Origin of the sequence: Rhizobium sp. ZK1, assembly GCF_047782645.1 — a bacterium.
GTDB lineage: Bacteria > Pseudomonadota > Alphaproteobacteria > Rhizobiales > Rhizobiaceae > Rhizobium.
Genome location: NZ_CP180586.1, coordinates 632,176 through 657,094, shown reverse-complemented (window position 1 = coordinate 657,094; position 24,919 = coordinate 632,176). Strand labels below are relative to the sequence as shown.

Here is a 24,919-nt window from a genome sequence, read left to right as displayed (position 1 = left end):
CTGGGGCAGCGATCAGGCGAAGGCCTCGCTCACTCTGATATCGCCGACATGGATGGCGTTCCAGTTGCGCATTGATTTATTCGCCAGAGCGGTCAGCGCAGCATGTTCCTTGCCGCCCTTCTCGAAGAAGCGGGCGAGCGTCGCCGCAACCACGGCTTCGGCTGCGCGCCCGGCACCGTCATCGCATTTCAGCGCAATCGCAATGCCTTGTTCCGGAATGGCGGCGCAGAAGACGCCTTCCGCGCCTGTCTTGCAAAAGATGCGGCCGGGGGCGATCTGCATCAGCTCCGTGCAGGCCCGGCCGGTGCCCGCGACATAGAAGGGCTCTGCCATGCAGGCTTCGAGAAGACGGCGGGACGCGCTTGCGCGCTCACGGCCAAGGCCGTTGCCGGTCGCCATCTTCGCAAAGCCATGGGCAAGCGATTTCAGCGGCACGGCATAGGTCGGAATGGAGCAGCCGTCGGTGCCGCAGACGTCATGACCGAGTGTGGCGCCGGTCAGGCTTTCCATGGCATCGCGGATCTGCTGCTGCAACGGATGATCGTAGCCGATGTAACCCTTGCTATCGATGCTCTGATGGCAGCAGGCGCAGATGAAGCCGGCATGTTTGCCGGAGCAATTGTTGTGAAGCGCGGTCGGCTTCTCCAGCGTGCGCGCCTGGTGGATCAGCGTCTTCTGGTCCGAGGACCAGTGCGCGCCGCATTCCAGCGCTTCCACGTCACGGCCGGCCCGCGACAGCATGGAGGCGGCAAGCGCTACATGTTCGTCCTCGCCGCTATGGGAGGAACAAGCGAGCGCCAGTTCCTTGTTGCCGAAGCCATAGGCATCCGCCGCGCCGCTTTCGACCAGCGGCAGCGCCTGCATCGCCTTGCAGGCCGAGCGCGGAAAAACGCCCGCCTCGATATCACCCAGCGAAAAGGCGACACGGCCATCGCCATCCACGACCGCAACCGATCCGCGATGGCGGCTTTCGACGAGCGAGCCTCGGGTGACTTCGACGAGCACGGGATTGGGCATAGGCAAGAATCCGGATTGTGGGCAGAGACTGAAGGCATAGCCTCTCGCCCTCCGAAAGCCAACGGAATTTGCGGGAGATATTCGCCGATCACAGCATCTGAACAACCATCACACGAAGTGACTGTTCGTGCGGCAACCATCGTTTTCCGTGTGGTCGCAATGAGGTTAAAGGTGGGTTATCAGGACTCATTCTCATGCCATCCTCATTTTCTTCCATCATCCGCGACAGCCGCATCCGCATTCCGACCCTCACGCTGGTGGCGCTCGCCTTCACCTATGCCTCGACGGTCCCCTACCAGTCGATCATCGGCATCAGCGAACTCGGCATGAGCGACGGCGCCTATTCGGCGCTGGTGTTCTTCGCGGCGGTCGTCAATGTCGCCATCAGCCTGACGCTCGGCATATGGTCGGACAGGCTTAGGGAAAGGCGACCACTGGTGCTGGCGCTTTCCATTGCCGGCATGATCGGCTTCGGATCGATCGCGCTTGTTCACAGTCCTGCGGTTTTCATCTTCTCGGTGCTCTTCCTCGTGCCGATGAGCAATTCAACCTACTCGCTGCTCTTTGCCAGCGTGCGGGCACGCACCAATCAATTGGCTCGCAGCGAGGCGGTCGCCATTACCTCGACAGTGCGCGCGCTCTATTCTGGTTCCTGGGCGGTGGCGCCGGGGCTGGTCGGGCTTGCTCTCGTCACTTCGCCATCGATGACGCCGGCTTATGGGGTGGCTGCGGTCGCAAGCCTCATCTGCTTCTGCCTCTATTTCTTCTTCGCACCCGGCAACGGCCCGGTGCGCGAGACGCTCACCGACCAGCCAGGCTTCTTCGCCTCACTGAAGCGGGTCTTTGCGCTCGATGTTTTCGTCCGCGTCTTCGTCATGTCCCTGCTGCTCGGCCTGCAGCGGCTGAATGGCATGGTCTCGCCGCTCATCATCGTGCATAAAATCGGCGGCAGCGTCGTCGATGTCGGCTTCCTGTCGGGCCTGACGGCCTTCCTCGAGATGCCCTTCATGATGATGTGGGGTCTGGTGCAACGGCGCTTCCATACCGTGCATGTGCTGGCTTTCGGGACGGTTCTCTACTGCCTCTACATGGTGCTGCTCGGCTTTGCCACCGCGCCCTGGCAGCTCTATGCGCTGCTCGGCCTCAATGCCTGCGGAGCGGCTGCCATCCTCAGCCTGCCGATCACCTATCTGCAGGACCTCATCGCCGATCGACCAGGGCTTGGCAGCTCGCTGATATCGCTCAACACCTTCATCGGCATTGGTGTGGCCGCAGGCCTTTTTGCGCTGGGAACAGCCGTGACGGATTATTCCGGTACGGCCTTCGTCGGTGCTGCTGTCGGCATCATGACCATCGTGATCCTGCTCTATCTGGAAAGCGGAAGCCGCGTGCGCCAGCCCGCTTAAATTATCTCGGTGTGATCCGATAGGCGCAACGGCGCGCACCGAGCAGGATATGCTCGCTGCGCTCGACATTGGCCGAGAGCACACTGCGAAAGGTTTCGATTTCCGAACGGCAGAATCCGGCACAGACCGCGGCCGCCGCGCAGATCGGACAATGGTTTTCGACAAGCATCAATGATCCATCCTCCTCCTGCCAGCTATCGGCCATATAGCCCTCGCGGCTTCGCATGGCGGCCAGCCCTTCGACGCGGGCGGCAAGATCCGGCTTGCCGGCGAGTTCATCGCGATAGCGCTGCAGCGTTTCACTTTCACGGGCGGCAATGACGGTATCGAGCGCGGCGGGGCCGAGTTGCTCGACAACGGTCGTCAGCAGGGCCGCCGTCAGTTCGGCATGGCCATCCGGGAAATGCCTGTTGCCTTCAGCCGTCAGGTGCCAGAGCTGGCTCGGCCGTCCCCTGCCCTTTGCGGCCACCGTCATCGCTTCGACCAGCCCCTCTTCCGCCATTTTGGCAAGTTGCTGGCGGGCGGCCTCGCCTGATATGCCGAGTGCATCGCCGATCGCGGCGGCGAGCTGCGGCCCCTCGGTCTTCAACAGGATCAGGATGCGGTTGACGGGAGACTGGCGCATATTTTCCAAGTTATCTCTTGTTTTAATCCGATGCTCATGCAATTTTCCAATCCATAACTTGGAAAATAATAACGGGTCAGGAAAAACGCAAGGATTCATTATGTCCGAGACCGCATTGGAGCCACCCGGCTCATCGACCTCCGTCTTCCAGCTGTTTTCTCCCGCACTTCTGCCAGCAACGCTGATGCTTGGCGGCGGCATGACGATCGCGGCCGTCGAAAGTTATATTACGGCGACGATTGCGCCGAGCATCGTGCGCGATGTCGGCGGGCTGGAGTTGTTTTCACTGGTGACGACGCTCTACGTCGCCGCCACCATACTGGGGTCGATCTTCATGGCGATGCGGCCGAGACGTATCGCGCTGCGCAGCGTCTATGTCCTGGCGGCCGTGGTCTTTGGCGTCGGCAGCCTGCTTTGTGCGGCTGCACCGTCGATGCCGGTCGTGCTGATCGGACGAACGGTGCAGGGCTTCGGCACCGGCGCGCTTGCCGCCCTCTGTTACGCCTTCATCCGCTTCGTCTATCCCGAACCGCTCTGGCCGAAGGCTTCAACCCTCTATGCGGCGATCTGGGGCGTTTCGACCGTCATAGGCCCGACGCTCGGCGGCTTCTTTGCGCATGACAGCGCCTGGCGCTATGCCTTTGCCGTGCTCGTTCCGCTCGGCGTGCTGATGGCGGTGCTGGCGCCGCGGCTTTTACCCCAGGCCGAGGACGACCGCGAACAAACGAAAATGCCTGTCGTGCAGATCTGCCTGCTGCTTGCTGCGGTGCTGCTCGTCAGCACCGCAGGCACGGTCGAGGCGATGACGGCTAAAATCGGATTGGTCGCCATCTCGGTCGTCGCCATCGGCGCGATGCTCGTCATCGAACGCAAGGGAGACAACCGGCTGCTGCCATCCGGCGCGGTGACGCTCAGCCAGCCGATTTCGCGGGTGTATCTGACGATGCTCGGCCTGAACGTCGTCCTCGTCAGCGATATCTTCATTCCCTATTTCCTGCAGATCCTGCATGGGGTGACACCGTTGGTCTCGGGCTATCTGGTGGCACTTGTCGCGCTCGGATGGACGGTGGCGGCCTTCTTCAGCGCCTCCTTCTCCGGATGGAAAGTCAAAGCGGCAATCGTAGCGGGCTGTATGACGGAGGCCGTTGCGACAGCCGCGCTTGCTGTCTTGCTTGCCCGCGAGAACCCGGAGGCGAATCTGGCCATCCTCGTGCCGGCGGCGATCACCATGTTCATGATGGGCTTTGGCGTCGGCCTCGGCTGGGCACATCTCGTCGCCAAGGTTCTGAAGCTGATTGCCGACAACGAGCAAGACAAGGCATCGGCAGCCATTCCCACCATAAGTTCGCTCGGAAGTGCTTTTGGCGCAGCCTTTGCCGGTGTCATCGCCAATGGCGCGGGTCTGGTGGAGCCTGGCGGCATTGCCGGCGCGCTGTCGGCGGCGCGATGGCTCTATCTGATCATGGCCTTGCCGGGACTGGTTGCCATCGGCGCTGCGGTGTCGCTTACCGCATCGACCCGAAAATCGTAATCGATTGTCGGAAAGCCTGATGCGTCGGTTCAAGGACGCACGGCGCTCTAACCGAGCTTCAGCATGATCTTGCCGATGTGGTTGCTGCTCTCCATCAGCCGATGGGCGGCGGCCACGTCTTCGAAGGCGAAGGTCTTGTAGATGACGGGTGCGACCGTACCCGCTTCCAGAAGCGGCCAGACCTCGGAGAGAAGATCGTCGCGGATCGCCCGCTTCTCCTCCGCCGTGCGCGGACGCATGGTCGAGCCGGTCACCGTCAGGCGCTTGACCATGATCGGGGTCAGGTTGACCTTCTCGGCAACCGCACCCTGCAGGAAGGCGATGATCGACAGGCAGCCGTCCTTCGCCAGCGAGGCGATGTTCTTCTCGAAATAGGCCGCGCCGATCATGTCGATGATGATATCGACGCCCTGGCCGGTCTCCTGCCTGATGACGGCGGCAAAATCCTCTTCCCGATAATTGATGGCGCGCTTGGCACCGAGCTTCTCGCAGGCCTCGCATTTCTCCTTCGAACCGGCGGTCGCGTAGACCTCGGCGCCGAAAGCCTTGGCAAGCTGGATCGCAGTTGTGCCGATGCCGCTGGAACCGCCATGGATCAGCACTTTCTCGCCCTCCGTCAGGCCGGCCATCTGAAAGAGATTTGCCCAGACGGTGAAGAAGGTCTCCGGAAGGGCCGCTGCCTTCACTGCATCATAACCCCGAGGGAAAGGCAGCGCCTGGCCGGCGGGCAGAAGGCAATATTCGGCATAAGCGCCGCCATTGGCGAGACCGCAGACCTTGTCGCCAAGCGAATAGCCGGTCACGCCGGGGCCGATCGCGACGACTTCACCGGCAAGTTCAAGGCCAAGAACGGGGCTTGCATCCTTCGGCGGCGGATAGCTGCCCTGGCGCTGGGAAATATCCGGGCGGTTGACGCCGACCGCTTCGGTGCGAACGAGGATCTGGCCTTCGCCCGGCACCGGCACCGGCCCGTTTGCAATGACCATCACCTCCGGCTCGCCGAAAGACGGCAGATCGATAAAGCGCATATGCGACGGCAACGACATGACCCGGCTCTCCCTGTTCCGAACTATTGGAGATAAATCAGGGTCTGGGGCTTGGGAAGGCCGGAAGTGCCAGAGGCGTCAATTCGCCTCGCCTAGCGTATGGAATACGAGACCGTCCTTATTTTCCTTGGCGGCAGACTTTACGAGGGCAATCTCGGCGCTGACGCGATTGATATCGTCGATGACGAGACCTTCGGGCAGTTCGAGGACGCCGATCGAGCAGCGCATCAGCGGGAAGAAGGCTTCCGCGCCGGTGCGATCGTGGCCGCGGATACGACCGGCGGCGCGGTCCTCATCCGAATAGAGATCGAGCACGTCATCGTGGAAATCGCTGATGAGCCGATCGAGGATTTCCGTCAGTTCCTCCTTCGTCCAGCCGACGACGCCGATGAAGAAATCGTCGCCGCCGACATGGCCGAGGAAGTGGCGCTCGGCGAAGAAATAGCGGCGCATCAGCGCGGCGAAGAGCGAGATCGCATGGTCGCCGAGATGGAAGCCGTAAGCATCGTTGAAGGGCTTGAAGTTGTCGAAGTCGCAATAGCAGAAGTGGCGCACTTCATCGCCGTCGCGACCGGAATGGCGCATGAAATCTCTGATAGCGCGGTTGCCCGGCAGGCCGGTCAGCGGGTTCTGGTCCTGTGCCGTCTTCAGCTGCTTCTCGTTGATGACCTTGATCAGCGAGGCGGCGGAAACGACGCCGGCATAACGCATGTTGTCGGTGAGGATCAGGCAGTTGCTGCCTTCCATATTGGCGAAGATCACCATGAGCTGATCAGCATCGCTGTCGAGGCCGACGATCGGCGCACGCTCGACGAAATGCGAGATGGTGCGCTCGTAGTCCTTGTTCTTCAGAAGGTCGCGGCCGAAGGGCTGATAGATATATTCCTTGAGGTGGTGCTCGTGAATGATGCCGCGCGGCTCGCCATTTGCGTTCAGGACCGGGAAATAGGCCTGGCGCGGGTTGCGGCGGAACAGTTCGAAGACCGTATCGATGGCGTCGCTCTCATAGACGGTCGGCAGCATTTCGATCTGCTTGCGAATGAGGATTTCATCGAGCGACTGGCTGTTGCCCTTGTTCTTGCCGAGCTCCTGCAGGTGCGGGAAGGCGGGCACGAGTTCGGAGAGATGCGTCGACGGGCGGGAAATGAACCAGCCCTGCACGAGGTCGACGCCGTAGTCGCGGCAGACGATGAATTCGGCCTCCGTCTCGATGCCCTCGGCGATCACGCGGGTGCCTAGAACGTGGGCCATGTTGACGATGCTCTTCAGCAGATGCCGCTTGCGCGGGCTGCGATCGATATCGGCGACGAAGTGACGGTCGATCTTCAGGTAATCGACGGAATAGTCGCAGAGCAGCTTCATTTCGCCGTGACCAACGCCGAAATCGTCGATCGCCAGCTTGAAGCCGGCCTTGCGCAGGCGCGAAACGAGATCCGCGAATTCTGGCACGCTGGTATTGTCGAAACGCTCGGAGAATTCGAAGCAAACGGAAGACGGCGGGATATTCGCCGTTTTCAGCTGCAGCAGCAGGTTCTCGACAAGGCGATTGCCCTGCGGGATGAGGCGGACGTCGAGATTGAGGAACAGCGTGGCGGTTGCGAAGTTCGAGAGCGTGGAAAATTTGGCAAGGGCGCGGTTGGCGACCATTTGCTCGAGCTGCAGAAGCTGCCCGTGCTCATAGGCTTCATCGAGGATTTCGATCGGCGTTTCGAAGCCGATACGCTCTTGCCCGCGCATGAGGGATTCGTAACCGAAGACGGTGCCTGTACCGGCTTCAACGATCGGCTGAAACGCGTTTTCAACGACAAGTTTGGCAAGGGTGACGATCTGATCGCTGGCGTAACGACGCACGACACCCGGTTCGACGCTGGCAGCCAAAGACATGCCAATCTCCACTGTGACCTTTTCTTTTTCGGTTGGACAATGGAACAGAAGGGTCAACGAACTCTTTCGTCAGTGTGAAACTTTTATGAAACGCGCAGGCTTCCATGCGCGCTCAGCGTTTATTAGATTTTCCATTTGCAATCAATGGCTTATTCAAGCCGAGCGGCGATGTTCCGCTTCATGATCTGCAAACATATCGGCGACGCATCTGCCGCCGCTGGGAGCACTTTCATCGGCCAAGACGTCGCTGTGATCTTCGTGCAGTTTGCGGGCGGCATCCCACAGGCGCAGTGCCTCGCGCACGACCTCGCTGCTCGATGCATATCCGCCTTGATCGACAGCATCGCGGATGCCGGCCGCCTGGAGCGGTGAGATGGAAACGGTGACCATCGGCATGGAATTCTCCTCCCATTCTATTTCGGCAGAGGCTGCCTACGGGGGTCCATTTTCGGCTTTCCGCGGCGACCTGCGCCAATGCCGAAGTGCCTGAGCACAGAAGGCGGCCCTTCTGCGGGGCCGGCCTTCAACCCTCAAATTTTAGTACCCCATCATCTTCTTGTCAAAAAAGAAACGGCCTGATCAGACCATCCGGCTGCTTCTCTCCACAGTTTCAAGACCGGATACCCAGGCCGAAGGCGAGCATTGTCCAGCCCTGAACGATGAGATCGATGGCCAGGAAAAGACCGAGTATCCAGAGGCTGTTGACCGGCCAGCCGAGCGCAATCACGAAGCCCGCAAGAGCGGTGATGAGGCCGCTCGCGACGATCCAGCCCCACCCTTTGAGCGGCCGCATGCGCAAGCCGACGAAGAGGCGGAAGACACCGGCAATGAGCAGCGCGATGGCCAGAAATAGGGTCAAGGCAGCCGAGGTGAGGATAGGGTTGATGAAGGCGCAGATGCCGGCGAGCACATAGAGCACGCCGCTCAACGCCCAGAAGAGGACATGATCCCAGCCGCGTACCTGGAAGGCGTGGATGAGATAGATGATGCCGCCCGCCAGCATCAGCATGCCGACATAAAAGACTGAAGCGACGGTCGCCATCAGCAGATTGCTGAGAGCGATGAGACCGCAGATGAGGAGCAGCACGCCGAGACCGACGAACCATACCCATTTCGACCGCAACGGGGATTCGGGCATTCCGTCGTAAATATTGGCCATTGGCGCATCTCCTGATTGCCGGAGATATGCTGCAACAATTTTGCACGGAAAGAGGTGACTCAGATCAATCGGTGAAAGATTTTTATTGATTGATCAGTCAATCAAAAATACGTTCCACCTATTCTCGGAGGATTCAACTTGCCGAAGGTCGGAATGGAACCGGTGCGCCGCAAGGCGCTTGTGGATGCGGCGCTGCAGGTGATCGGCGATCACGGCTCGCTGACCGTCACCATGTCCGACATCGCCCGGCGAGCTGGCGTATCGCCTGCCCTTGCCCACCACTATTTTGGCAGCAAGGAACAGTTGCTGATCGAGACCATCCGTTTCCTGCTACGGCAATTGCGCAACGACGCCGTGACGGCGCTGAGGCAAGCGGCAAAGCCGCGCGAACGGATCTCGGCCATCATCCGGGTCAGCTTTCATGCCGATCAGTTCGCGCCGCAAACGATCGCCGCCTGGCTCGCCTTTTATGCCGAGGCGCAGCGATCCGAAGAGACGCGGCGTTTCCTCGTCGTCTATGCGCGGCGCCTGCGCTCCAACCTGCTTGCGCCGCTCAAATCGCTTTGCCCCGCCGATGCCGCAGAACGCATCGCGGAGGGCGCGGCCGCGATGATCGACGGTCTCTATATCCGGCAAAGTCTAAAATCGGCGCCGATCGGCATCGAAGCCTCGATCGCGCTGACGGAAGACTATGTAACGACACAGCTCACCTACATCAGCGCATGAGCAGCAACCGTACGTCAAACCAGGGACCAGCGACATGAAAGCCCAGCCGAAAGCATCGCACTTCATCGACGGGGAATATGTCGAGGATGAAGGCGGCACCATCATCGAGAGCATCTATCCGGCGACCGGGGAAGTGATCGCCCGGCTCCATGCCGCAACGCCTGCCATCGTCGAAAAGGCGATCGCGGCCGCCAAACGCGCGCAGCCGGAATGGGCGGCATTAAGCCCAATGGCACGCGGGCGCATCCTGAAGCGCGCGGCCGAGATCATGCGTGAACGCAATCGAGAACTTTCGGAGCTGGAAACGCTCGATACCGGCAAGCCGATCCAGGAAACCATCGTCGCCGACCCGACCTCGGGCGCCGATGCCTTCGAGTTCTTCGGCGGCGTGGCACCTGCGGGACTGAACGGCTCGCATATCCCGCTCGGCCAGGATTTTGCCTATACGAAGCGCGTGCCGCTCGGTGTCTGCGTCGGCATCGGCGCCTGGAACTACCCGCAGCAGATTGCCTGCTGGAAGGGCGCGCCGGCTCTGGTCGCCGGCAACGCCATGGTTTTCAAACCCTCGGAAACAACACCGCTCGGCGCGCTTGCCATCGCCGAAATCCTGCATGAGGCCGGCCTGCCGAAGGGGCTTTACAATGTCATCCAGGGCGACCGGGACACCGGACCGCTGCTCGTCAATCATCCCGATGTAGCCAAGGTGTCACTGACAGGCTCGGTACCGACCGGGCGTAAGGTGGCGGCTGCTGCCGCAGGCCAGCTCAAGCATGTGACGATGGAGCTCGGCGGCAAGTCGCCGCTGATCGTCTTCGACGATGCCGATCTCGACAGCGCCGTCGGCGGTGCGATGCTCGGCAATTTCTATTCGACGGGCCAGGTCTGCTCCAACGGCACCCGTGTCTTCGTGCAGAAAACCATCAAGAGCGAGTTTCTGAGGCGGCTGAAGGCGCGCACCGAGGCGATCCTGATCGGCGATCCGATGGACGAAGCCAGCCAGCTCGGCCCGATGGTGTCCTGGGCACAGCGCGAGAAGGTGTTGTCCTATATCGAGAAGGGCAAGGCCGAGGGCGCGACACTGGTGACCGGCGGCGGCATTCCGAACCATGTGACGGGAGAAGGCTATTATGTTCAGCCGACCGTCTTTGCCGATGTAACGGATGGGATGACGATCGCGCGTGAGGAAATCTTCGGTCCCGTCATGTGCGTGCTCGATTTCGACGATGAAGCCGAAGTCATCAAGCGCGCCAATACGACGGAATTCGGCCTCTCCGGCGGCGTCTTCACTGCCGATCTGACACGCGCTCACCGCGTCGTCGACCAGCTCGAAGCCGGCACGCTCTGGATCAACACATACAATCTCTGCCCGGTCGAAATCCCGTTCGGGGGATCGAAGCAATCGGGCTTCGGGCGCGAAAATTCGCTGGCGGCACTCGAGCACTATAGCGAACTGAAGACGGTTTACGTCGGCATGGGGCCGGTCGCCTCACCCTACTGACCTCATCGGAAATCGACGCGGCAGTTGCACACGACAATCCAAAGGGAACAGCATGCAACAGGCAGATTTCGTCATCGTCGGCTCCGGCTCTGCGGGTTCGGCACTGGCTTACCGGCTTTCGGAAGACGGCAAGAATACCGTCATCGTCATCGAGGCGGGCGGTTCGGATTTCGGGCCGTTCATCCAGATGCCGGCAGCACTTGCATGGCCGATGAGCATGAAGCGCTATAACTGGGGCTATCTTTCCGAGCCCGAGCCGAATCTCAACAACAGACGCATCACCGCGCCGCGCGGCAAGGTCATCGGCGGCTCGTCCTCCATCAACGGCATGGTCTATGTGCGCGGTCATGCGGAAGACTACAATCGATGGGAAGAGCTCGGCGCGAATGGTTGGGCCTATGCGGATGTGCTGCCCTATTTCAAGCGCATGGAGCATTCGCACGGCGGCGAGGAAGGCTGGCGCGGCACGGACGGGCCGCTGCATGTGCAGCGCGGTGTGATGAAGAACCCGCTGTTTCATGCCTTCATCGAAGCCGGAAAACAGGCGGGCTTCGAAACGACCGAGGATTATAATGGCTCGAAGCAGGAAGGCTTCGGGCTGATGGAACAGACCATCCATCACGGCCGGCGCTGGTCGGCGGCGAACGCCTATCTGAAGCCGGCGCTGAAGCGGCCGAACGTTGAGCTCGTCCGGGGCTTTGCGCGTAGGATCATCATCGAGAACGGCCGCGCGACGGGCGTGGAGATCGAGCGCGGCGGCGCAACCGAGATCGTCAAGGCCAATCGTGAGGTGATTGTTTCAGCCTCCGCCTTCAACTCACCCAAGCTTTTGATGCTGTCCGGCATCGGTCCCGGCGCGCATCTGCGGGACATGGGCATCGAGGTGAAGGCCGATCGGCCGGGCGTCGGCGCCAATCTGCAGGACCATATGGAATTCTATTTCCAGCAGATCTCGACCAAGCCGGTGTCGCTCTATTCCTGGCTGCCGTGGTTCTGGCAGGGTGTCGCCGGTGCGCAATGGCTGCTTTCCAAGGGCGGGCTCGGCGCCTCCAACCAGTTCGAGGCCTGTGCTTTCCTGCGCTCAGGCCCCGGCTTGAAACAGCCGGATATCCAGTATCACTTCCTGCCGGTCGCCATCAGCTATGACGGCAAGGCGGCCGCCAATACGCACGGCTTCCAGGTGCATGTCGGTTACAATCTCTCGAAATCGCGCGGCAACGTGACGCTACGCTCGACAGATCCAAAGGCCGATCCGGTGCTGCGCTTCAACTATATGAGCCATGCCGAGGATTGGGAGAAATTCCGCCACTGCGTGCGCCTGACGCGCGAGATCTTCGGCCAGAAGGCTTTCGACCATTATCGCGGCCCGGAAATCCAGCCTGGCGAGAATGTGCAGACGGATGACGACATCGACGCTTTCCTGCGCGAGCATCTGGAGAGCGCCTATCATCCGTGCGGCACCTGCCGTATGGGCGCGAAGGACGACCCGATGGCGGTTGTCGATCCCGATACCAGGGTGATCGGCGTGGGTGGCCTGCGCGTCGCAGACAGCTCGATCTTCCCACATGTCACCTACGGCAATCTGAATGGTCCGTCGATCATGACAGGCGAGAAAGCCGCAGACCATATTCTCGGTAAGCAGAGGCTGGCGCGCTCCAATCAGGAACCGTGGAGCAATCCGCGTGCGGCGGTGAGCGACCGGTAGTCAGCAATAATCTTCTTCGCGCTGATGACGGATGGCGAGGACGACGACCGTCGCCTCCAATGAAAACTGGGCAGCGTGTCGTAAAGCAGGCGACGGGCTTACAGAAAGCCGATCCACCTTCCGGCCACGACGGCTGCGATCCATATCAACGCCGAAAGGGCCGCGGAAAACTGCAACGCGGGACGGACGATGCCGATCGCGATCGCGGTTCGCCACCCCTTACCGGCATGAACGATGAGCACATTGAGGAGACCAAAGGCGATCAGGCCGAGTTTGGCGAGGAAGGCGGTATTTGCAGCATATTCGGCCGGGCGAACACTGAAGAGACAAAAGCCGGTGAGCAAAGCCAAGGCGAGGCCGATGCCTGCCGAGCGGGACAGGAAGGGTGCGATGACCTCCACCGGCACTTTGGCGAAGAAGCCGGCGAGCCTGAGATCAAGCGGGAGAATGGCGCCGACCAGAAGGCCGATCGCCAGGATATGGGCGGCGTTGACGAACATGTAGAGCGTCGCGGAGCGTTTGAGCTCGACCGCGAGTGTGGTGGCAGCCAGCCATTCGAGAAGCTCCATGACGAAGCGTCAGTTCGTCTGGATGCGTTCCGGATAAATGTCGTAGCGCTTTTCACCGATGGTGATGCGCACGGCCTTCAGCCGTTTCTCGTTGCGGTCCTGCGAGCGGTTTCCGAGTGCTGTGACCTGATCGCCGGGCCTTGCGACGCCCTCCACGAAGCCGGAGCGCTCCGTCTGGCGCGGATTGCCGAGCTCGACACGCCAGACGCCGTCATCAACGGTTGCGACATCGAGCGTCGGATGCGGCCCGCCCATGGATATCTGCTGGATGGTGCCGCGGAGCTCGATCTGGTCGGCTTCCGCCCATGACCAGCCGTGATGCGCCGCTGCACCCGTTGCGAATGCGGCCGAGAGCATGGCAGCCGCCAGCACTCGCTGGCCTGAAAGTGCAAACATAATCTTCTCCCTACCCGAATGAACGGGCAAGTGGAGCATGGACGACATATGAGAAGAGCACTCACCGAATCTTGAAGACCGGTGAGTGGGAGGAAAACGGATCAGGCGAGCAGGCGCGTGACCTCGGCACCCTGTTTGGTTCCCACGGCATCGGCGATGGTCGTCGAGAAGAGGACCTTGCGGGTGGCGTCGGCCACCTTGGCGAAGACATGCCGGATTTCGCAGGTCTGCTCGCCGTCGCAGTCATCGCACTTGCGGTAAGCAGTGATCGACAGGCACGGCAGCGGCGCGATGGGGCCGTCGATGATGCGCAGGATCTCGCCGAAGGTGATGCTGCGGGCCGGTTTCAGCAGCAGGTAGCCGCCCTGCTTGCCGCGGCGGCTGACGACGATGCCGTGATGCTTCAGGTCGAGCAGGATCTGCTCCAGAAACTTCTTCGGGATCTTCTGCTGCACGGCAATGTCGGAAATCATGACGGGTTCGTCGGCCGCAGCTTCCGCCAGAACCGTCAGCGCCCGCAGCGCATATTTCGCTTTTTGCGTAATCATCTCGGACCGTCGAACACACACAAAGCGGTGCCGAACCCCGGCATCGCACGAAAGCTATTCGCCTCTATTGCACAGCCAGCATGAACGGAATTTGAACGCGCCGGAAAAAGCCTTGAGAGACAAGTGTTTTGGCCCTGTTATTCACCCTCGGCCAACAGTTGATAAGCTACTTCAAAAAACGGCAATTTTCATCATTATCGCCATCACTTCCGATTTCCAATTGACAGGCGCCGTGTAACACTACTATTTCTATAGATATTAAGATCGAGCGTATTTTTGACGTTGGCGGCTGCTTTTCTGCATTGCGGCAGGATGGGAGAGATATTTGCTCCGCTAGCCAGTCCTTTCGAAATCCCTTTTTCTGTCCGATCCGTCCTTCAGCTGTAATACTCCGGCCAATATCAAGGACAGGATCCCCCATGACTGTTATCAATCCGATCGAAGAAGCCGAGGCTTTGGCTGACAAGCTTTCGGGCCTCGACCTCGCCGGCCGGCTTTCGCTCGTTGCCGGCCTTGGCGGACGTGTGGTCTTCACCACGTCACTCGGCATCGAAGACCAGGTCATCACTGCGGGAATCGGCACGCATCGCCTGCCGATCGACGTCGTCACGCTGCAGACAGGCCGGCTTTTCAAGGAAACCCTTGATCTGATCGACGAGACGGAGAGCCAGTACGACATCCATATTGCCCGCTACGAACCCGAACAGGCCGACATCGATGCTTACGCGGCGAAATACGGCATGAACGGTTTCTACGAGAGCGTCGAAGCCAGGCATGCCTGTTGTGGCGTGCGCAAGCTGAAGCCGCTTGCGCGGGCGCTGGCAGGCGCAACGATCTGGATCACCGGCCTGCGCCGCGGCCAGTCGGCCAACCGCGCCGAGACGCCGTTTGCGGAATATGACGCTGAGCGCCACCTTCTGAAGGTCAATCCGCTCGCCGATTGGGATATCGACAAGATCAAGGCCTTCGTTGCCGACAACGGCGTGCCGATCAACCCGCTGCATGCCCGCGGCTATCCCTCGATCGGCTGCGAGCCCTGCACCCGCGCCATCAAGCCCGGCGAGCCGGAGCGCGCCGGCCGCTGGTGGTGGGAACAGGATGAGAAGCGCGAATGCGGCCTGCATGTCGCCGAAGAAGCGGCTTCGATCGTCGCGCAGCAATAGGAAGTCTGGAGTACAAAATGCCCGATACCCGTCAGGATACGGAACTGACCAATCCGCAGAGCGCCAAGCCGCCGCTCGACCCGCATCTGAAAGCGCTGGAAAACGAAGCGATCCATATCTTCCGCGAAGTTGCCGCCGAATTCGAGCGTCCCGTGATGCTCTATTCGATCGGCAAGGATTCCTCCGTGCTGCTGCATCTTGCCCGCAAGGCCTTCTATCCCGGCCGCGTGCCCTTCCCGCTGCTGCACGTCAATACGGGCTGGAAGTTTGCGGAGATGATCACCTTCCGGGACGAGATCGTGAAGAAGTACGATCTCGACCTGATCGAGCACATCAATCCACGCGGCAAGGCTGAGAACATCACACCGTTTACCTATGGCTCGGCCCGCTACACCGACATCATGAAGACGGAAGCGTTGCGCAACGCGCTGGATGCCGGCCAATATGACGCGGCCTTCGGCGGCGCACGGCGCGACGAGGAAGCCTCCCGCGCCAAGGAACGCATCTACTCGTTCCGCACGCCGGACCATCGCTGGGATCCACGCAACCAGCGCCCCGAACTTTGGAACATCTATAACGGCCAGATCCGCAAGGGAGAAAGTGTGCGCGTCTTTCCGCTGTCGAACTGGACCGAGGTCGATATCTGGCGCTACATCCAGGCCGAGGATATCCCGATCGTGCCGCTCTATTTCGCCGCCAAGCGCCCCTATGTCGAGCGCGACGGCATGATGATCGCCGCCTCCGATCCACGTCTGGAGCTGCTGCCCGGCGAAACGAAGCAGGAAGACTTCATCCGCTTCCGCACGCTCGGCTGCTTCCCGCTGACGGGCGCGATCCGTTCCACCGCCACCAGCCTTGAAGAGATCATCGCGGAGCTGGAAATCGCTACGGTTTCCGAGCGCCAGGGCCGCGCCATCGACCGTGACCAGTCCGGTTCCATGGAAAAGAAGAAGCGTGAAGGATATTTCTGAGATGACTGCAGCCGTTCCCGCAAACGTCGTCGCCGTGCCCGCCGCCGAGCCACTCAAGGCCGTGCGCGACTCGCGCCCGTTGCGCCTCATCACTTGCGGCAGCGTCGATGACGGCAAGTCCACGCTGATCGGCCGCCTGCTCTGGGACACCAAGGCAGTCAAGGAAGATCAGGCGGCAACGCTCCGCCGCGATTCCACCGGCAAGCAGAACGATCTTGGCCTTCCCGATTTCGCGCTGCTGCTCGATGGTCTGCAGGCAGAGCGCGAACAGGGCATCACCATCGATGTCGCCTATCGCTATTTCTCGACCGACAAGCGCTCCTTCATCGTCGCCGACACGCCCGGCCACGAGCAGTATACCCGCAACATGGCGACCGGTGCCTCCACCGCCGATCTCGCCGTGCTCTTGGTCGATGCCCGCGCAGGCATCCTCGAGCAGACGCGCCGTCATGCGACGATCGCCTCGCTGCTCGGCATCAAGCAGTTCGTGCTCGCGGTCAACAAGATCGACTTGACGAACTATGACCGTGCCGGCTTCGACAAGATCACCCACGAGTTCAAGGAATTTGCGCTGTCGCTCGGCGTCAAGCAGATCACCGCGATCCCGATGTCGGCGCTGAAGGGCGAAAACGTCGTCTATTCCGGCCAGGCAGCGATGCCCTGGTATAACGGTCCGACGCTGGTCGAAACGCTGGAACACGCGACCGTCCGTTCCGGCCAGTCGACCGGCTTCCGCCTTTCCGTACAGCGCGTCTCACGCCCGGGAGAGAGCTTCCGCGGCTATCAGGGCACGGTTGCCGGCGGTTCGGTCAAGCCGGGCGACAGCGTCATGATCCTGCCGTCGGGCATGGTCGCCAATGTCACCAAGATCGTCACCTTCGATTTGGTGCGCAATGCAGCCGTTGCGGGTGATGCGATCACGCTCGTGCTGGACCGTCAGGTGGACGTTGCGCGCGGCGACATGATCGTTTCGATCGACTCACAGCCGCAGACGGGCCTTTCCTTCGATGCGCAGGTCGTTGCCCTGCAGCCTGAGGGTATCGAGGCCGGCAAGCGCTACTGGCTGAAGAGCGGCTCGCGCCGCCAGCGCGTTCAGGTCGAGCCCATCAGCCAGCTGGAGCTCAAGACCGGCACGTGGAATTCCGCCCAGCGGCTCTACATGAACGCCATCGGCAAGGTGCGCCTCGTATTCGACGAAGCCGCCATCTTCGATCCCTATGAGCAGAACCGCGCTACCGGTTCCTTCATCCTGATCGACCCGGAAACCAACAACACAATCGCCGGCGGCATGGTGACCGGCAAGCGCGCCGATGTCAGCGGCCTGCATGGCAATGATGCCCGCGTCATCCTCTCGCTTCCGGCCGATCTTGCCGAGCAGATCATGGCGAGCGAGCTGTTTGCCCAGCGCCGCCACGAGGCGGAAGTGCGCCGCATGACAGCGTCGGAAGCGGCCGAGCTCTGGTCGAGCGCGGCAAGCGACATCTAAGGAAAAGGGGCCGATCGGCCCCTTTTTTATGCTCTTCGTTTACTGCTGCGGTCCCGGGCGCGTCGAACCGCGCTCGATGATCGAAAAGCCGAGATCGACCCTGTGTTCTTCCGGCGGTTCTTCGCGGATGGCGCGCAGCAGCATGTCGGCGACACGGCGGCCGAGTGCGTGGCGCGGAATATGCACCGTCGTCAGAGACGGCGAGGTGAATTGTGCGAATTCCAGATCGTTGAAGCCGCAGATGCCGAAATCATCGGGCACGCTGATACCGCGTTCGTTGCATTCGATCAGCGCGCCGAGGGCGAGATCATCATTTTGCGCAAGGATCGCATCGAGATCCGGTACCCGCTCCAGCAGCTCGCTGAACAGGCGCCGTCCAAGACCGATGCTGGTGGAACCGTCTTCGCCATGTATCAGCGACGGATTGTCGAGACCGGCCCGGCGCATGGCTTCCTCATACCCCGCACGGCTGCGGCGAGAACGGATATCGCCGAGTCCGCCAATGAAACCGATTCGCTTGTATCCCTTCGACAGAAGGAGACGGGTCGCGGCAGCAGCGGCAACATGGTGCGACATGCCGACGAGCAGCGTTGCCGGCGGTTGGCTGAGGTCGGCGACGTGGGCCACCGGAAATGAGGCCGTATCGATCAACAGCGCGAGCCCGTCATAATATTCCGCATTGATAAGGATAATGCCGGCCGGCTTCTGCGCCAGGAAGGATTTGAACTGGCTGATCTCCTGATCGCCGTCATCGAGCGTATTGGCATATTGCACCCGCAGATCCGTGGCACGCAGCCGCTCCTCGATGCCCATCATGACGCCTGTGAAGCAGGGGTGATGAAGCGACGGCGTGATGACGCCGACGATGCCGCTATGGCGGCCGGCAAGCGCGCGGGCGGCAAGATTGGGGATGTAACCCATCTCGTCGACGGTGCGAAGAATGACCCCGCGCAGCTCTTCGGAGACGATTTCAGGGTTGCGAAGCGCACGTGAGATGGTGATCGGACTGACCCCTACCCTCTTTGCAACATCACTCAACTTTACATGGGAACCGCGCTTCTTTTCCCGCCCCGGCTTCACTGAATCCCTCATTGCTTCCCGCACGTCGCCGCCAATCTCGCCCCCCGTCGACTCGCAACTCCTTCTTTCTGAAGAAGAAATAATTTAGAATCCACTAACATTTCAAGTTCCCACATCAACCGAAACGCGAAAAATCCCAAATAAGCGCCGCGAGTAGTTCAATTTATTACGCAGCCGAGAGGCCGGGGGATCACAGGAAATGAAATCTGTTTCACTGTTCTGGCACTTCAGACGGAGGCACCAGCAGGGCATTCGCGAAACCGAGGCGATGCCGGGTCAGGCAAGATTAAATTATAGTAATGTCTTACGATACCGTAATACAAACATGATCAATGTTTAATTTGTAAATCCCTCAGAACGGATCATATAGGTATCAAGCACCAATTGTTCCTGACGACAGTAATATCCGATTGCAACCAGTGAAATCCAAGTAAAAGTCAGCAATAATTGGCGGAAATACTCCTCGACGCCAAGGTCCATGGCATGGAACCACGACGTCAACTGATGCCAACGCTCTCGCAAGGGACTTCCACCATGTCAAACATTCTTCGCAAGCATCGGGCCGCAGCACTCGTCGGAGCGGCCATCGTTCTCGGCGCGACCTCCCTGCCCTTCGCCATCTCCTCTTACTCGACGGCTCTTGCTGCGCCGGCTGAGACCGGCAGCATGCTGGCCTCCAATGGCTCCTTTGCTTCCATCGTCGATGCCGACAAGCCGGCTGTCGTGACCATCACCACGACGATGAAGGCCACCAATGCCAGCGCCGACAGTTCGCCGATGGACGAGCAGTTTCGTCAGTTCTTCGAACAGCAGGGTATTCCTCTGCCGCATCAGGCGCCGCAGCAGCACGAGTCACAGCATGCCATGGCGCTCGGCTCCGGCTTCATCATCAGCCCCGACGGTGTGATCGTTACCAACAATCACGTCATCGACAATGCGATCGACATCAAGGTCACGCTCGACGACGGCACCGAGCTGCCGGCCAAGCTGCTTGGCGCCGATGCCAAGTCCGACCTCGCGGTTCTGAAGGTCCAGGCTCCGCATCCGCTTGCGACCATCGCCTGGGGCGATTCCGACAAACTGAAGCTCGGCGACCAGATCCTTGCCATCGGCAACCCGTTCGGCATCGGCACGACGGTGACGGCCGGCATCGTCTCGGCCCGCGGCCGCGACCTGCACAGCGGCCCCTATGACGACTTCATCCAGATCGATGCGCCGATCAACCACGGCAATTCCGGCGGCCCGCTGGTCGATCGTGACGGCAATGTCGTCGGCATCAATACCGCCATCTACTCGCCGAACGGCGGCAGCGTTGGCGTCGGCTTCGCCATTCCTTCCTCTGAAGCAAAGACGATCGTCGCCAAGCTGCAGAAGGACGGTTCGATCGATCACGGCTATCTCGGCGTGCAGATCCAGCCGGTCACGCAAGATGTCGCCGATGCAGTCGGTTTCTCCAAGGCTGAAGGCGCGCTGGTTGCAGCCGTTACCAATGGAACGCCTGCTGCCCATGCCGGCATCAAGACGGGTGACATCGTAACCGCCGTCGGCAGCGAAAACGTCAAGACGCCGAAGGATCTGTCGCGCCTCGTTGCCGATCTGTCGCCGGGTGCGAAGGAAACGCTGACCGTCTGGCGTGACGGCAAGACGGTCGATCTCAACGTCACCGTCGGCGGCAATGAAGACACGCAGAAGCAGGCCGCCGTCGAAAGCAGCGACGATCAGGGCCAGGCTGCCGGCCAGCCGAGCCTCGGCATCGGCCTTGCCGATCTGACGCCTGATGTTCGCCAGCAGCTCAACCTGCCCCACGGCGTTGCCGGCGCCGTCGTTGCCAACGTCAACCCGGACAAGTCGGCCGCAGCTGCCGGCATCCAGCCCGGCGACGTGATCGTCTCTGTCAACGACAAGCCGGTGCATGACGCCCGCGACGTCAAGACCGCCGTTGCCGACGCCGGCAAGGCCGGCCGCAAGTCGGTGCTGCTCCTGATCGAACGCGGCGGCAACAAGACCTTCGTGGCCGTGCCCTTCGCCGCCGCTTGAAGGGCACCCACGTGAGCGCTGCGCCCGGACCCGTTCCGGGCGCATGCGTTTTTACACCAGCACCGCTCTTAGATCGGCGGCCAGTCTTTGAACGGCAGCCGCTTCCGCTTGCGAGATACCGAAGAGAATGCCGGGGGCAGATCTGCCGATAAAGAAACCCGACATCGGCATCAGACCATATCCTGATGCATTCACCTTCGCGACGACCGCCCGGTCATCCACCGTCTCATCGCGAAACCAGGTTGCGAGCTGCAATCCGCCATTGCCGCCCGAAATGACAAGCCTTCCGCCAAAATGGCTCTCCAGCATTCCGATCGTCCGGGCCATGCGCTCGGCATATTGCTGGTTCATGCGCCTCAGATAGGCACGCAGACGGCCCTCATTGATGAAATCGGCAAGGGCGGCCTGGACATGGGTGGAGACGGCGACGCCCCTGCGATGCAGCGCCTCCGAAGCCTCCGATACCAGCCAGCGCGGCACGACCGCGTAGGCGACACGCAGGCCGGGTGCCAGCACCTTCGAGAAGGTGCCGACATAGGCGACGACCTGGGCCCTGTCGATGCCCTGCAACGCGGCGATCGGCCGCGAGCCATATTGAAAATCGCTGTCGTAATCATCCTCGACGATAAGGCTTTCGTGACGGCGTGCCGCCTCCAGCAGCGCCAGCCGGCGCGGCAGGCTCAGCGTGGCGCCGGTCGGATATTGATGGGATGGCGTCACGTAGATCAGTGCTGGGATCGGCGCCGGCTGCGGGCCGTCCTCCCCGGAAACGTCGATGCCCTGATCATCGCAAGGAACCGGCACGACTTCGGCGCCGGCATCGCTTAGCAGCAAGCGTGCGGCGGGATAGCCGGGATCTTCCATCCAAGCGGCTCTGCGCCCGCTCCGCCTCAGCATGGTCCTCGCCAGCATGTCGATTGCCGCGCGGGTGGAGGGCACGATCATCACCTGCTCCGGCTCGGCGACCACGCCGCGCGTCACGGAGACATGCGCAAGGATGGCTTCGCGCAGTTCGCGGATACCGGTTGCGTGCTCATAGCCGAGATGATGGATGCGCAAAGACCGGCTGCGTGCGGCAAGATGGCGGCTCCAGACGGCATGCGGGAAATCCGATACGTCAGGCACGCCCGGCCGGAACAGGGCGCGGTAGGGCGGCTGTTCCAAACGTTCTTCCTTCACCGGCACGCGGTCGCCCTGCTGCCGCTCGGGCCGCATCCGTGCAAGGGCGGCAATCCGTGTCGCAGCGCCGGCGGACGCTTCGATATATCCTTCAGCCTTCAGGCGGTCGTACGCCTCGACGACAGTCGAGCGCGCAACACCAAGCGACACCGCAAAAGCGCGGGTCGACGACAGCTTGTGACCGGCCGGAAGCTGGCCGAGCAGGATACGGTCGCGCAGGCTTCGATAGATCTGGCCGGCGAGATCGCCTCCGTTGCGATCGAGGTCGAGCCATGCAGGTGTCGGCGTCATTCTTCCACTGGTCTGCTCAAAAGGTCAGAACTGGACTTTTACTCCAGTCCATTTGTACGGCAAGACCAGTTAGGTTTGATGCAACAATGGATAAGACGATGGATCTCTCCAACTGGAAGGGTGTCGCCCGCCCCGCCCGCGCCCCGATTGACGGCCGCTACACCCGTCTGGAGCCGCTGGACGCCGCAAGGCACGGCGCCGATCTTCTTCGCTCGGCGCAGCAGCCCGGCGCGGAAGACCGCTTCCGCTATCTCTTCGAAAGCGTACCCGCCGATATGGCAGCCTTCACCCCCTGGTTGGAAAGGTCCGTGGCAAGCGAGGATCCACTGTTCTTCGCCGTCATCGACAAGGCGACGGGACGGGCCGAGGGCCGGCAGGGGCTGATGCGCATCGATACCGCGAACGGCGTCATCGAGATCGGCAACATTCTCTGGGGACTCGATATCGCCCGCACGCGGGTTGCGACCGAAGCGCTCTATCTCTGTGCCGCTTACGTCTTCGACACGCTCGGCTACCGGCGCTTCGAATGGAAGTGCAACAACCTCAACGAACCGTCGAAGCGGGCAGCACTTCGCTTCGGCTTCTCCTTCGAGGGCATTTTCCGCCAGCATATGGTGCAGAAGGGCCGCAACCGCGACACCGCCTGGTTTGCCATGATCGATGGGGACTGGCCGAAGCTGAAGGCCGGATATGAGGCATGGCTCGCGCCTGAGAACTTCGATGCCGACGGCCGGCAAAAGAGCAAGCTCAACTTCTGAATGAGCGAGCGCGGCGGCAATTTAAAGCCGCCGCCCTGATGACAATAACTTCATTGCTACCAATATGTTCATGGGTCCCAATTGAGATTAGGGATTGGGCCTTTCACGTAAAGCACGAAGTTGTTCTGTCAGGAGCTCATATGACCAGTTCGTCCGAGTATACGCCCCCCAAGATCTGGACCTGGGACAAGGAAAACGGCGGCCAGTTCGCCAGCATCAACCGCCCGATCGCCGGGCCGACCCATGACAAGGAATTGCCGATCGGCCGTCACCCGCTACAGCTTTATTCGCTTGGAACGCCGAATGGCGTGAAAATCACTATCATGCTGGAGGAGTTGCTGGCGCTTGGCCATCGCGGCGCGGAATATGACGCCTGGCTGATCAGGATCGGCGATGGCGACCAGTTCGGCAGCGGCTTCGTCGAGGTCAACCCGAACTCCAAGATCCCGGCCCTGATGGACCGCAGCGGCGAAAAGCCAGTGCGCATCTTCGAATCCGGCGCGATCCTCACCTATCTCGCCGAAAAATTCGGCGCCTTCCTGCCGACCGATCCGGCCAAGCGTGCCGAATGCTTCTCCTGGCTGTTCTGGCAGGTCGGCAGCGCGCCCTATCTCGGCGGCGGCTTCGGCCATTTCTATGCCTATGCGCCGACGAAGATCGAATATGCGATCAACCGTTTCGCCATGGAAACCAAGCGCCAGCTCGACGTGCTCGACCGGCGCCTGGCCGAAAGCGAATATATCGCCGGCGACGAGCTCACCATCGCCGACATGGCGATCTGGCCTTGGTATGGCGGCCTCGTGAAGGGCTGGATGTACGGTGATTCCGCCGAATTCCTGCAGGTGCAGGAATACAAGAACATGAAGCGCTGGGCCGACATGATCGGCGACCGCCCGGCCGTCAAGCGCGGCCGCATGGTCAACCGCGTCAGCGGCGAGCCTTCCAGCCAGCTCCACGAACGCCATGACGCCAGCGACTTCGAGACGAAGACGCAGGACAAGCTGCAGGCAGCCGAGTGACGGCACCGGAAAGGCGGGCGCGTCGTTACGACGGCGTGCTCTCCTTGCCAAAAAACGGCGCAAGGCCGAAATCGCAAATTTTCCCACTAAAAATTACGGGTTTTTAAGCGAACTGTACCGAATCCGGCAAAAGTGCCCTCGCCTCATTCTTCCAGTCTTGCTGAAATGCAAACGCTCTCCTGCCACCTTTCGGAGAGCTTTCCCTATCTGCCCCGCCGAAAGCCACCGGTGGGGCTTTTTTGTTTCAAGGCATCCGGGACATGGAAAACGCCACGCGCCTGTGACAGAGCAGAGTGACGCGCAACGATCATTCATAGCTTGAGGTGAAGACAGCTTCCGGTCTAACGCCACTTCGGCTGGGGCGTCGGAGCGTTTGCCTGGATCTCATGAAGGGGCGCCCGATGGCCCAGGAGCTTCTTCAGCTTCTTCTCCTCGGCCGGGCCTATCCCGAATTTTCGGCAATGTTCAGCGATATCCTGATCTTTCGGGCCGGGAATCCGGACTTGGCGATTGTTCATCTGCTTCATTGACGCTTCCTCCTCCGAAGGAAACCAGCTTAGCGGCTATTTGTTCGTTAGCAACGTCTAAAATTTGGTGTTTTGCCTGCTGCAGATCGGTGCGCGGATGGACAAATGTGATCTGCCAGATCCTCGCGGAGGCATCGTCGTTGGAAGAGAGATTCGAGCGGCCCGGCAGTAACACCACAAAAGAAAAGTGGAATGATTCGAACACTCAACCCAACGTCCCGAACAACAACATTTGTGCCAAAAAGCCCAGAATTACGGGCTTCTTCGGTAAGCGCCCAATTCGCCGCACCTGTTTATT

At 60.9% G+C, this 24,919-nt stretch carries 24 protein-coding genes; 11 read left to right on the top strand and 13 right to left on the bottom strand.

The window, feature by feature from the left end; all coding sequences use genetic code 11:
- Positions 1-12: 12 nt before the first annotated feature.
- Positions 13-1,017 carry an asparaginase gene (locus tag ACK9YZ_RS03330; protein ID WP_416065657.1) on the bottom strand — a complete coding sequence of 335 codons (1,005 nt, stop codon included), beginning with the start codon at positions 1,015-1,017 and terminating at the stop codon, positions 13-15.
- 194 nt (positions 1,018-1,211) lie between these two features.
- On the opposite strand from ACK9YZ_RS03330, the gene ACK9YZ_RS03325 reads away from it, so the two are divergent.
- The gene (locus ACK9YZ_RS03325; RefSeq protein WP_416065656.1) at positions 1,212-2,423 is read left to right on the top strand and encodes an MFS transporter; all 1,212 of its coding nucleotides are present in this window, start codon (positions 1,212-1,214) and stop codon (positions 2,421-2,423) included.
- Position 2,424: 1 nt separating this feature from the next.
- Here the strand turns inward: ACK9YZ_RS03325 and ACK9YZ_RS03320 are convergent, their stop codons facing one another.
- Entirely contained in the window at positions 2,425-3,048 is a 624-nt protein-coding gene (locus ACK9YZ_RS03320) for a helix-turn-helix transcriptional regulator (RefSeq protein WP_416066807.1), read from the bottom strand.
- 100 nt (positions 3,049-3,148) lie between these two features.
- On the opposite strand from ACK9YZ_RS03320, the gene ACK9YZ_RS03315 reads away from it, so the two are divergent.
- Positions 3,149-4,579, top strand: a complete 1,431-nt coding sequence (locus ACK9YZ_RS03315; protein ID WP_416065655.1) for an MFS transporter — start codon at positions 3,149-3,151, stop codon at positions 4,577-4,579.
- Positions 4,580-4,626: 47 nt separating this feature from the next.
- Here the strand turns inward: ACK9YZ_RS03315 and ACK9YZ_RS03310 are convergent, their stop codons facing one another.
- From ACK9YZ_RS03310 to ACK9YZ_RS03295, 4 genes are all read right to left on the bottom strand, one after another.
- Positions 4,627-5,625 carry an NAD(P)H-quinone oxidoreductase gene (locus tag ACK9YZ_RS03310; RefSeq protein ID WP_416065654.1) on the bottom strand — a complete coding sequence of 333 codons (999 nt, stop codon included), beginning with the start codon at positions 5,623-5,625 and terminating at the stop codon, positions 4,627-4,629.
- Between the two features lie 78 nt (positions 5,626-5,703).
- On the bottom strand, positions 5,704-7,509 hold the full coding sequence (locus ACK9YZ_RS03305) for a bifunctional diguanylate cyclase/phosphodiesterase (protein WP_416065653.1): 1,806 nt from the start codon (positions 7,507-7,509) through the stop codon (positions 5,704-5,706).
- Between the two features lie 153 nt (positions 7,510-7,662).
- Entirely contained in the window at positions 7,663-7,905 is a 243-nt protein-coding gene (locus tag ACK9YZ_RS03300; protein WP_416065652.1) for a ribbon-helix-helix domain-containing protein, read from the bottom strand.
- A gap of 214 nt (positions 7,906-8,119) precedes the next feature.
- On the bottom strand, positions 8,120-8,668 hold the full coding sequence (locus ACK9YZ_RS03295; protein ID WP_416065651.1) for an HdeD family acid-resistance protein: 549 nt from the start codon (positions 8,666-8,668) through the stop codon (positions 8,120-8,122).
- Positions 8,669-8,806: 138 nt separating this feature from the next.
- Here ACK9YZ_RS03295 and betI point away from each other — a divergent pair, with 138 nt between their 5' ends.
- Genes betI through betA form a run of 3 tightly spaced genes read left to right on the top strand, consistent with a single transcriptional unit; the run spans position 8,807 to position 12,597 of the window.
- Complete coding sequence (gene betI, locus ACK9YZ_RS03290) at positions 8,807-9,394, top strand: transcriptional regulator BetI (RefSeq protein WP_416065650.1); 588 nt, start codon at positions 8,807-8,809, stop codon at positions 9,392-9,394.
- A gap of 34 nt (positions 9,395-9,428) precedes the next feature.
- Positions 9,429-10,892, top strand: coding sequence for a betaine-aldehyde dehydrogenase (gene betB, locus ACK9YZ_RS03285; protein ID WP_416065649.1), 1,464 nt, complete (start codon positions 9,429-9,431; stop codon positions 10,890-10,892).
- 52 nt (positions 10,893-10,944) lie between these two features.
- The gene (gene betA, locus ACK9YZ_RS03280) at positions 10,945-12,597 is read left to right on the top strand and encodes a choline dehydrogenase (RefSeq protein WP_416065648.1); all 1,653 of its coding nucleotides are present in this window, start codon (positions 10,945-10,947) and stop codon (positions 12,595-12,597) included.
- 98 nt (positions 12,598-12,695) lie between these two features.
- Here the strand turns inward: betA and ACK9YZ_RS03275 are convergent, their stop codons facing one another.
- From ACK9YZ_RS03275 to ACK9YZ_RS03265, 3 genes are all read right to left on the bottom strand, one after another.
- Positions 12,696-13,166 (bottom strand): DUF6644 family protein, encoded by a 471-nt coding sequence (locus ACK9YZ_RS03275; RefSeq protein ID WP_216757301.1) that lies wholly within the window; start codon positions 13,164-13,166, stop codon positions 12,696-12,698.
- Positions 13,167-13,175: 9 nt separating this feature from the next.
- Positions 13,176-13,562 (bottom strand): DUF6152 family protein, encoded by a 387-nt coding sequence (locus ACK9YZ_RS03270; RefSeq protein ID WP_416065647.1) that lies wholly within the window; start codon positions 13,560-13,562, stop codon positions 13,176-13,178.
- Positions 13,563-13,663: 101 nt separating this feature from the next.
- Positions 13,664-14,110, bottom strand: coding sequence for an RrF2 family transcriptional regulator (locus tag ACK9YZ_RS03265; protein ID WP_216757299.1), 447 nt, complete (start codon positions 14,108-14,110; stop codon positions 13,664-13,666).
- Between the two features lie 419 nt (positions 14,111-14,529).
- Here ACK9YZ_RS03265 and ACK9YZ_RS03260 point away from each other — a divergent pair, with 419 nt between their 5' ends.
- From ACK9YZ_RS03260 to cysN, 3 genes are read left to right on the top strand one after another with little or no spacing between them, the layout of a single operon-like run.
- Positions 14,530-15,273, top strand: a complete 744-nt coding sequence (locus tag ACK9YZ_RS03260) for a phosphoadenylyl-sulfate reductase (RefSeq protein ID WP_416065646.1) — start codon at positions 14,530-14,532, stop codon at positions 15,271-15,273.
- A 17-nt stretch (positions 15,274-15,290) separates the two neighbouring features.
- Positions 15,291-16,244 carry a sulfate adenylyltransferase subunit CysD gene (gene cysD, locus ACK9YZ_RS03255; RefSeq protein ID WP_416065645.1) on the top strand — a complete coding sequence of 318 codons (954 nt, stop codon included), beginning with the start codon at positions 15,291-15,293 and terminating at the stop codon, positions 16,242-16,244.
- Position 16,245: 1 nt separating this feature from the next.
- The gene (gene cysN, locus ACK9YZ_RS03250) at positions 16,246-17,730 is read left to right on the top strand and encodes a sulfate adenylyltransferase subunit CysN (RefSeq protein ID WP_416065644.1); all 1,485 of its coding nucleotides are present in this window, start codon (positions 16,246-16,248) and stop codon (positions 17,728-17,730) included.
- Between the two features lie 39 nt (positions 17,731-17,769).
- Here the strand turns inward: cysN and ACK9YZ_RS03245 are convergent, their stop codons facing one another.
- Complete coding sequence (locus tag ACK9YZ_RS03245) at positions 17,770-18,822, bottom strand: LacI family DNA-binding transcriptional regulator (RefSeq protein WP_416065643.1); 1,053 nt, start codon at positions 18,820-18,822, stop codon at positions 17,770-17,772.
- A gap of 522 nt (positions 18,823-19,344) precedes the next feature.
- On the opposite strand from ACK9YZ_RS03245, the gene ACK9YZ_RS03240 reads away from it, so the two are divergent.
- Positions 19,345-20,847 (top strand): DegQ family serine endoprotease, encoded by a 1,503-nt coding sequence (locus tag ACK9YZ_RS03240; RefSeq protein ID WP_216757294.1) that lies wholly within the window; start codon positions 19,345-19,347, stop codon positions 20,845-20,847.
- A 51-nt stretch (positions 20,848-20,898) separates the two neighbouring features.
- Here the strand turns inward: ACK9YZ_RS03240 and ACK9YZ_RS03235 are convergent, their stop codons facing one another.
- On the bottom strand, positions 20,899-22,317 hold the full coding sequence (locus ACK9YZ_RS03235) for a PLP-dependent aminotransferase family protein (protein ID WP_216757293.1): 1,419 nt from the start codon (positions 22,315-22,317) through the stop codon (positions 20,899-20,901).
- A gap of 98 nt (positions 22,318-22,415) precedes the next feature.
- Between ACK9YZ_RS03235 and ACK9YZ_RS03230 the strand changes: the two genes are divergently transcribed.
- Together ACK9YZ_RS03230 and yghU are read left to right on the top strand one after the other, a co-directional pair.
- The gene (locus tag ACK9YZ_RS03230) at positions 22,416-23,075 is read left to right on the top strand and encodes a GNAT family N-acetyltransferase (protein WP_416066806.1); all 660 of its coding nucleotides are present in this window, start codon (positions 22,416-22,418) and stop codon (positions 23,073-23,075) included.
- 140 nt (positions 23,076-23,215) lie between these two features.
- Complete coding sequence (yghU, locus tag ACK9YZ_RS03225) at positions 23,216-24,094, top strand: glutathione-dependent disulfide-bond oxidoreductase (protein ID WP_216757292.1); 879 nt, start codon at positions 23,216-23,218, stop codon at positions 24,092-24,094.
- A gap of 341 nt (positions 24,095-24,435) precedes the next feature.
- On the opposite strand, the gene ACK9YZ_RS03220 is transcribed toward yghU, so the two are convergent.
- Both ACK9YZ_RS03220 and ACK9YZ_RS03215 read right to left on the bottom strand, forming a co-directional pair.
- Positions 24,436-24,621, bottom strand: a complete 186-nt coding sequence (locus ACK9YZ_RS03220; protein WP_216757291.1) for a hypothetical protein — start codon at positions 24,619-24,621, stop codon at positions 24,436-24,438.
- Positions 24,560-24,826, bottom strand: a complete 267-nt coding sequence (locus ACK9YZ_RS03215) for a hypothetical protein (protein WP_416066835.1) — start codon at positions 24,824-24,826, stop codon at positions 24,560-24,562. The genes ACK9YZ_RS03220 and ACK9YZ_RS03215 overlap by 62 nt, the downstream gene beginning before the upstream one ends.
- Positions 24,827-24,919: the final 93 nt, after the last annotated feature.

Excerpts from the sequence above, each read along its gene's own strand:
- cysD (WP_416065645.1), top strand. The coding sequence starts at position 15,291 with ATGCCCGATACCCGTCAGGATACGGAACTGACCAATCCGCAGAGCGCC.
- betA (WP_416065648.1), top strand. The coding sequence starts at position 10,945 with ATGCAACAGGCAGATTTCGTCATCGTCGGCTCCGGCTCTGCGGGTTCG.
- ACK9YZ_RS03315 (WP_416065655.1), top strand. The coding sequence starts at position 3,149 with ATGTCCGAGACCGCATTGGAGCCACCCGGCTCATCGACCTCCGTCTTC.
- ACK9YZ_RS03275 (WP_216757301.1), bottom strand. The coding sequence starts at position 13,166 with ATGGAGCTTCTCGAATGGCTGGCTGCCACCACACTCGCGGTCGAGCTC.
- ACK9YZ_RS03305 (WP_416065653.1), bottom strand. The coding sequence starts at position 7,509 with ATGTCTTTGGCTGCCAGCGTCGAACCGGGTGTCGTGCGTCGTTACGCC.
- ACK9YZ_RS03320 (WP_416066807.1), bottom strand. The coding sequence starts at position 3,048 with ATGCGCCAGTCTCCCGTCAACCGCATCCTGATCCTGTTGAAGACCGAG.
- ACK9YZ_RS03265 (WP_216757299.1), bottom strand. The coding sequence starts at position 14,110 with ATGATTACGCAAAAAGCGAAATATGCGCTGCGGGCGCTGACGGTTCTG.
- ACK9YZ_RS03310 (WP_416065654.1), bottom strand. The coding sequence starts at position 5,625 with ATGTCGTTGCCGTCGCATATGCGCTTTATCGATCTGCCGTCTTTCGGC.
- ACK9YZ_RS03300 (WP_416065652.1), bottom strand. The coding sequence starts at position 7,905 with ATGCCGATGGTCACCGTTTCCATCTCACCGCTCCAGGCGGCCGGCATC.
- ACK9YZ_RS03240 (WP_216757294.1), top strand. The coding sequence starts at position 19,345 with ATGTCAAACATTCTTCGCAAGCATCGGGCCGCAGCACTCGTCGGAGCG.
- yghU (WP_216757292.1), top strand. The coding sequence starts at position 23,216 with ATGACCAGTTCGTCCGAGTATACGCCCCCCAAGATCTGGACCTGGGAC.
- ACK9YZ_RS03330 (WP_416065657.1), bottom strand. The coding sequence starts at position 1,017 with ATGCCCAATCCCGTGCTCGTCGAAGTCACCCGAGGCTCGCTCGTCGAA.
- ACK9YZ_RS03325 (WP_416065656.1), top strand. The coding sequence starts at position 1,212 with ATGCCATCCTCATTTTCTTCCATCATCCGCGACAGCCGCATCCGCATT.
- ACK9YZ_RS03235 (WP_216757293.1), bottom strand. The coding sequence starts at position 22,317 with ATGACGCCGACACCTGCATGGCTCGACCTCGATCGCAACGGAGGCGAT.
- cysN (WP_416065644.1), top strand. The coding sequence starts at position 16,246 with ATGACTGCAGCCGTTCCCGCAAACGTCGTCGCCGTGCCCGCCGCCGAG.
- ACK9YZ_RS03230 (WP_416066806.1), top strand. The coding sequence starts at position 22,416 with ATGGATCTCTCCAACTGGAAGGGTGTCGCCCGCCCCGCCCGCGCCCCG.
- ACK9YZ_RS03270 (WP_416065647.1), bottom strand. The coding sequence starts at position 13,562 with ATGTTTGCACTTTCAGGCCAGCGAGTGCTGGCGGCTGCCATGCTCTCG.
- ACK9YZ_RS03245 (WP_416065643.1), bottom strand. The coding sequence starts at position 18,822 with ATGAGGGATTCAGTGAAGCCGGGGCGGGAAAAGAAGCGCGGTTCCCAT.
- ACK9YZ_RS03220 (WP_216757291.1), bottom strand. The coding sequence starts at position 24,621 with ATGAAGCAGATGAACAATCGCCAAGTCCGGATTCCCGGCCCGAAAGAT.
- betB (WP_416065649.1), top strand. The coding sequence starts at position 9,429 with ATGAAAGCCCAGCCGAAAGCATCGCACTTCATCGACGGGGAATATGTC.
- ACK9YZ_RS03295 (WP_416065651.1), bottom strand. The coding sequence starts at position 8,668 with ATGGCCAATATTTACGACGGAATGCCCGAATCCCCGTTGCGGTCGAAA.
- ACK9YZ_RS03260 (WP_416065646.1), top strand. The coding sequence starts at position 14,530 with ATGACTGTTATCAATCCGATCGAAGAAGCCGAGGCTTTGGCTGACAAG.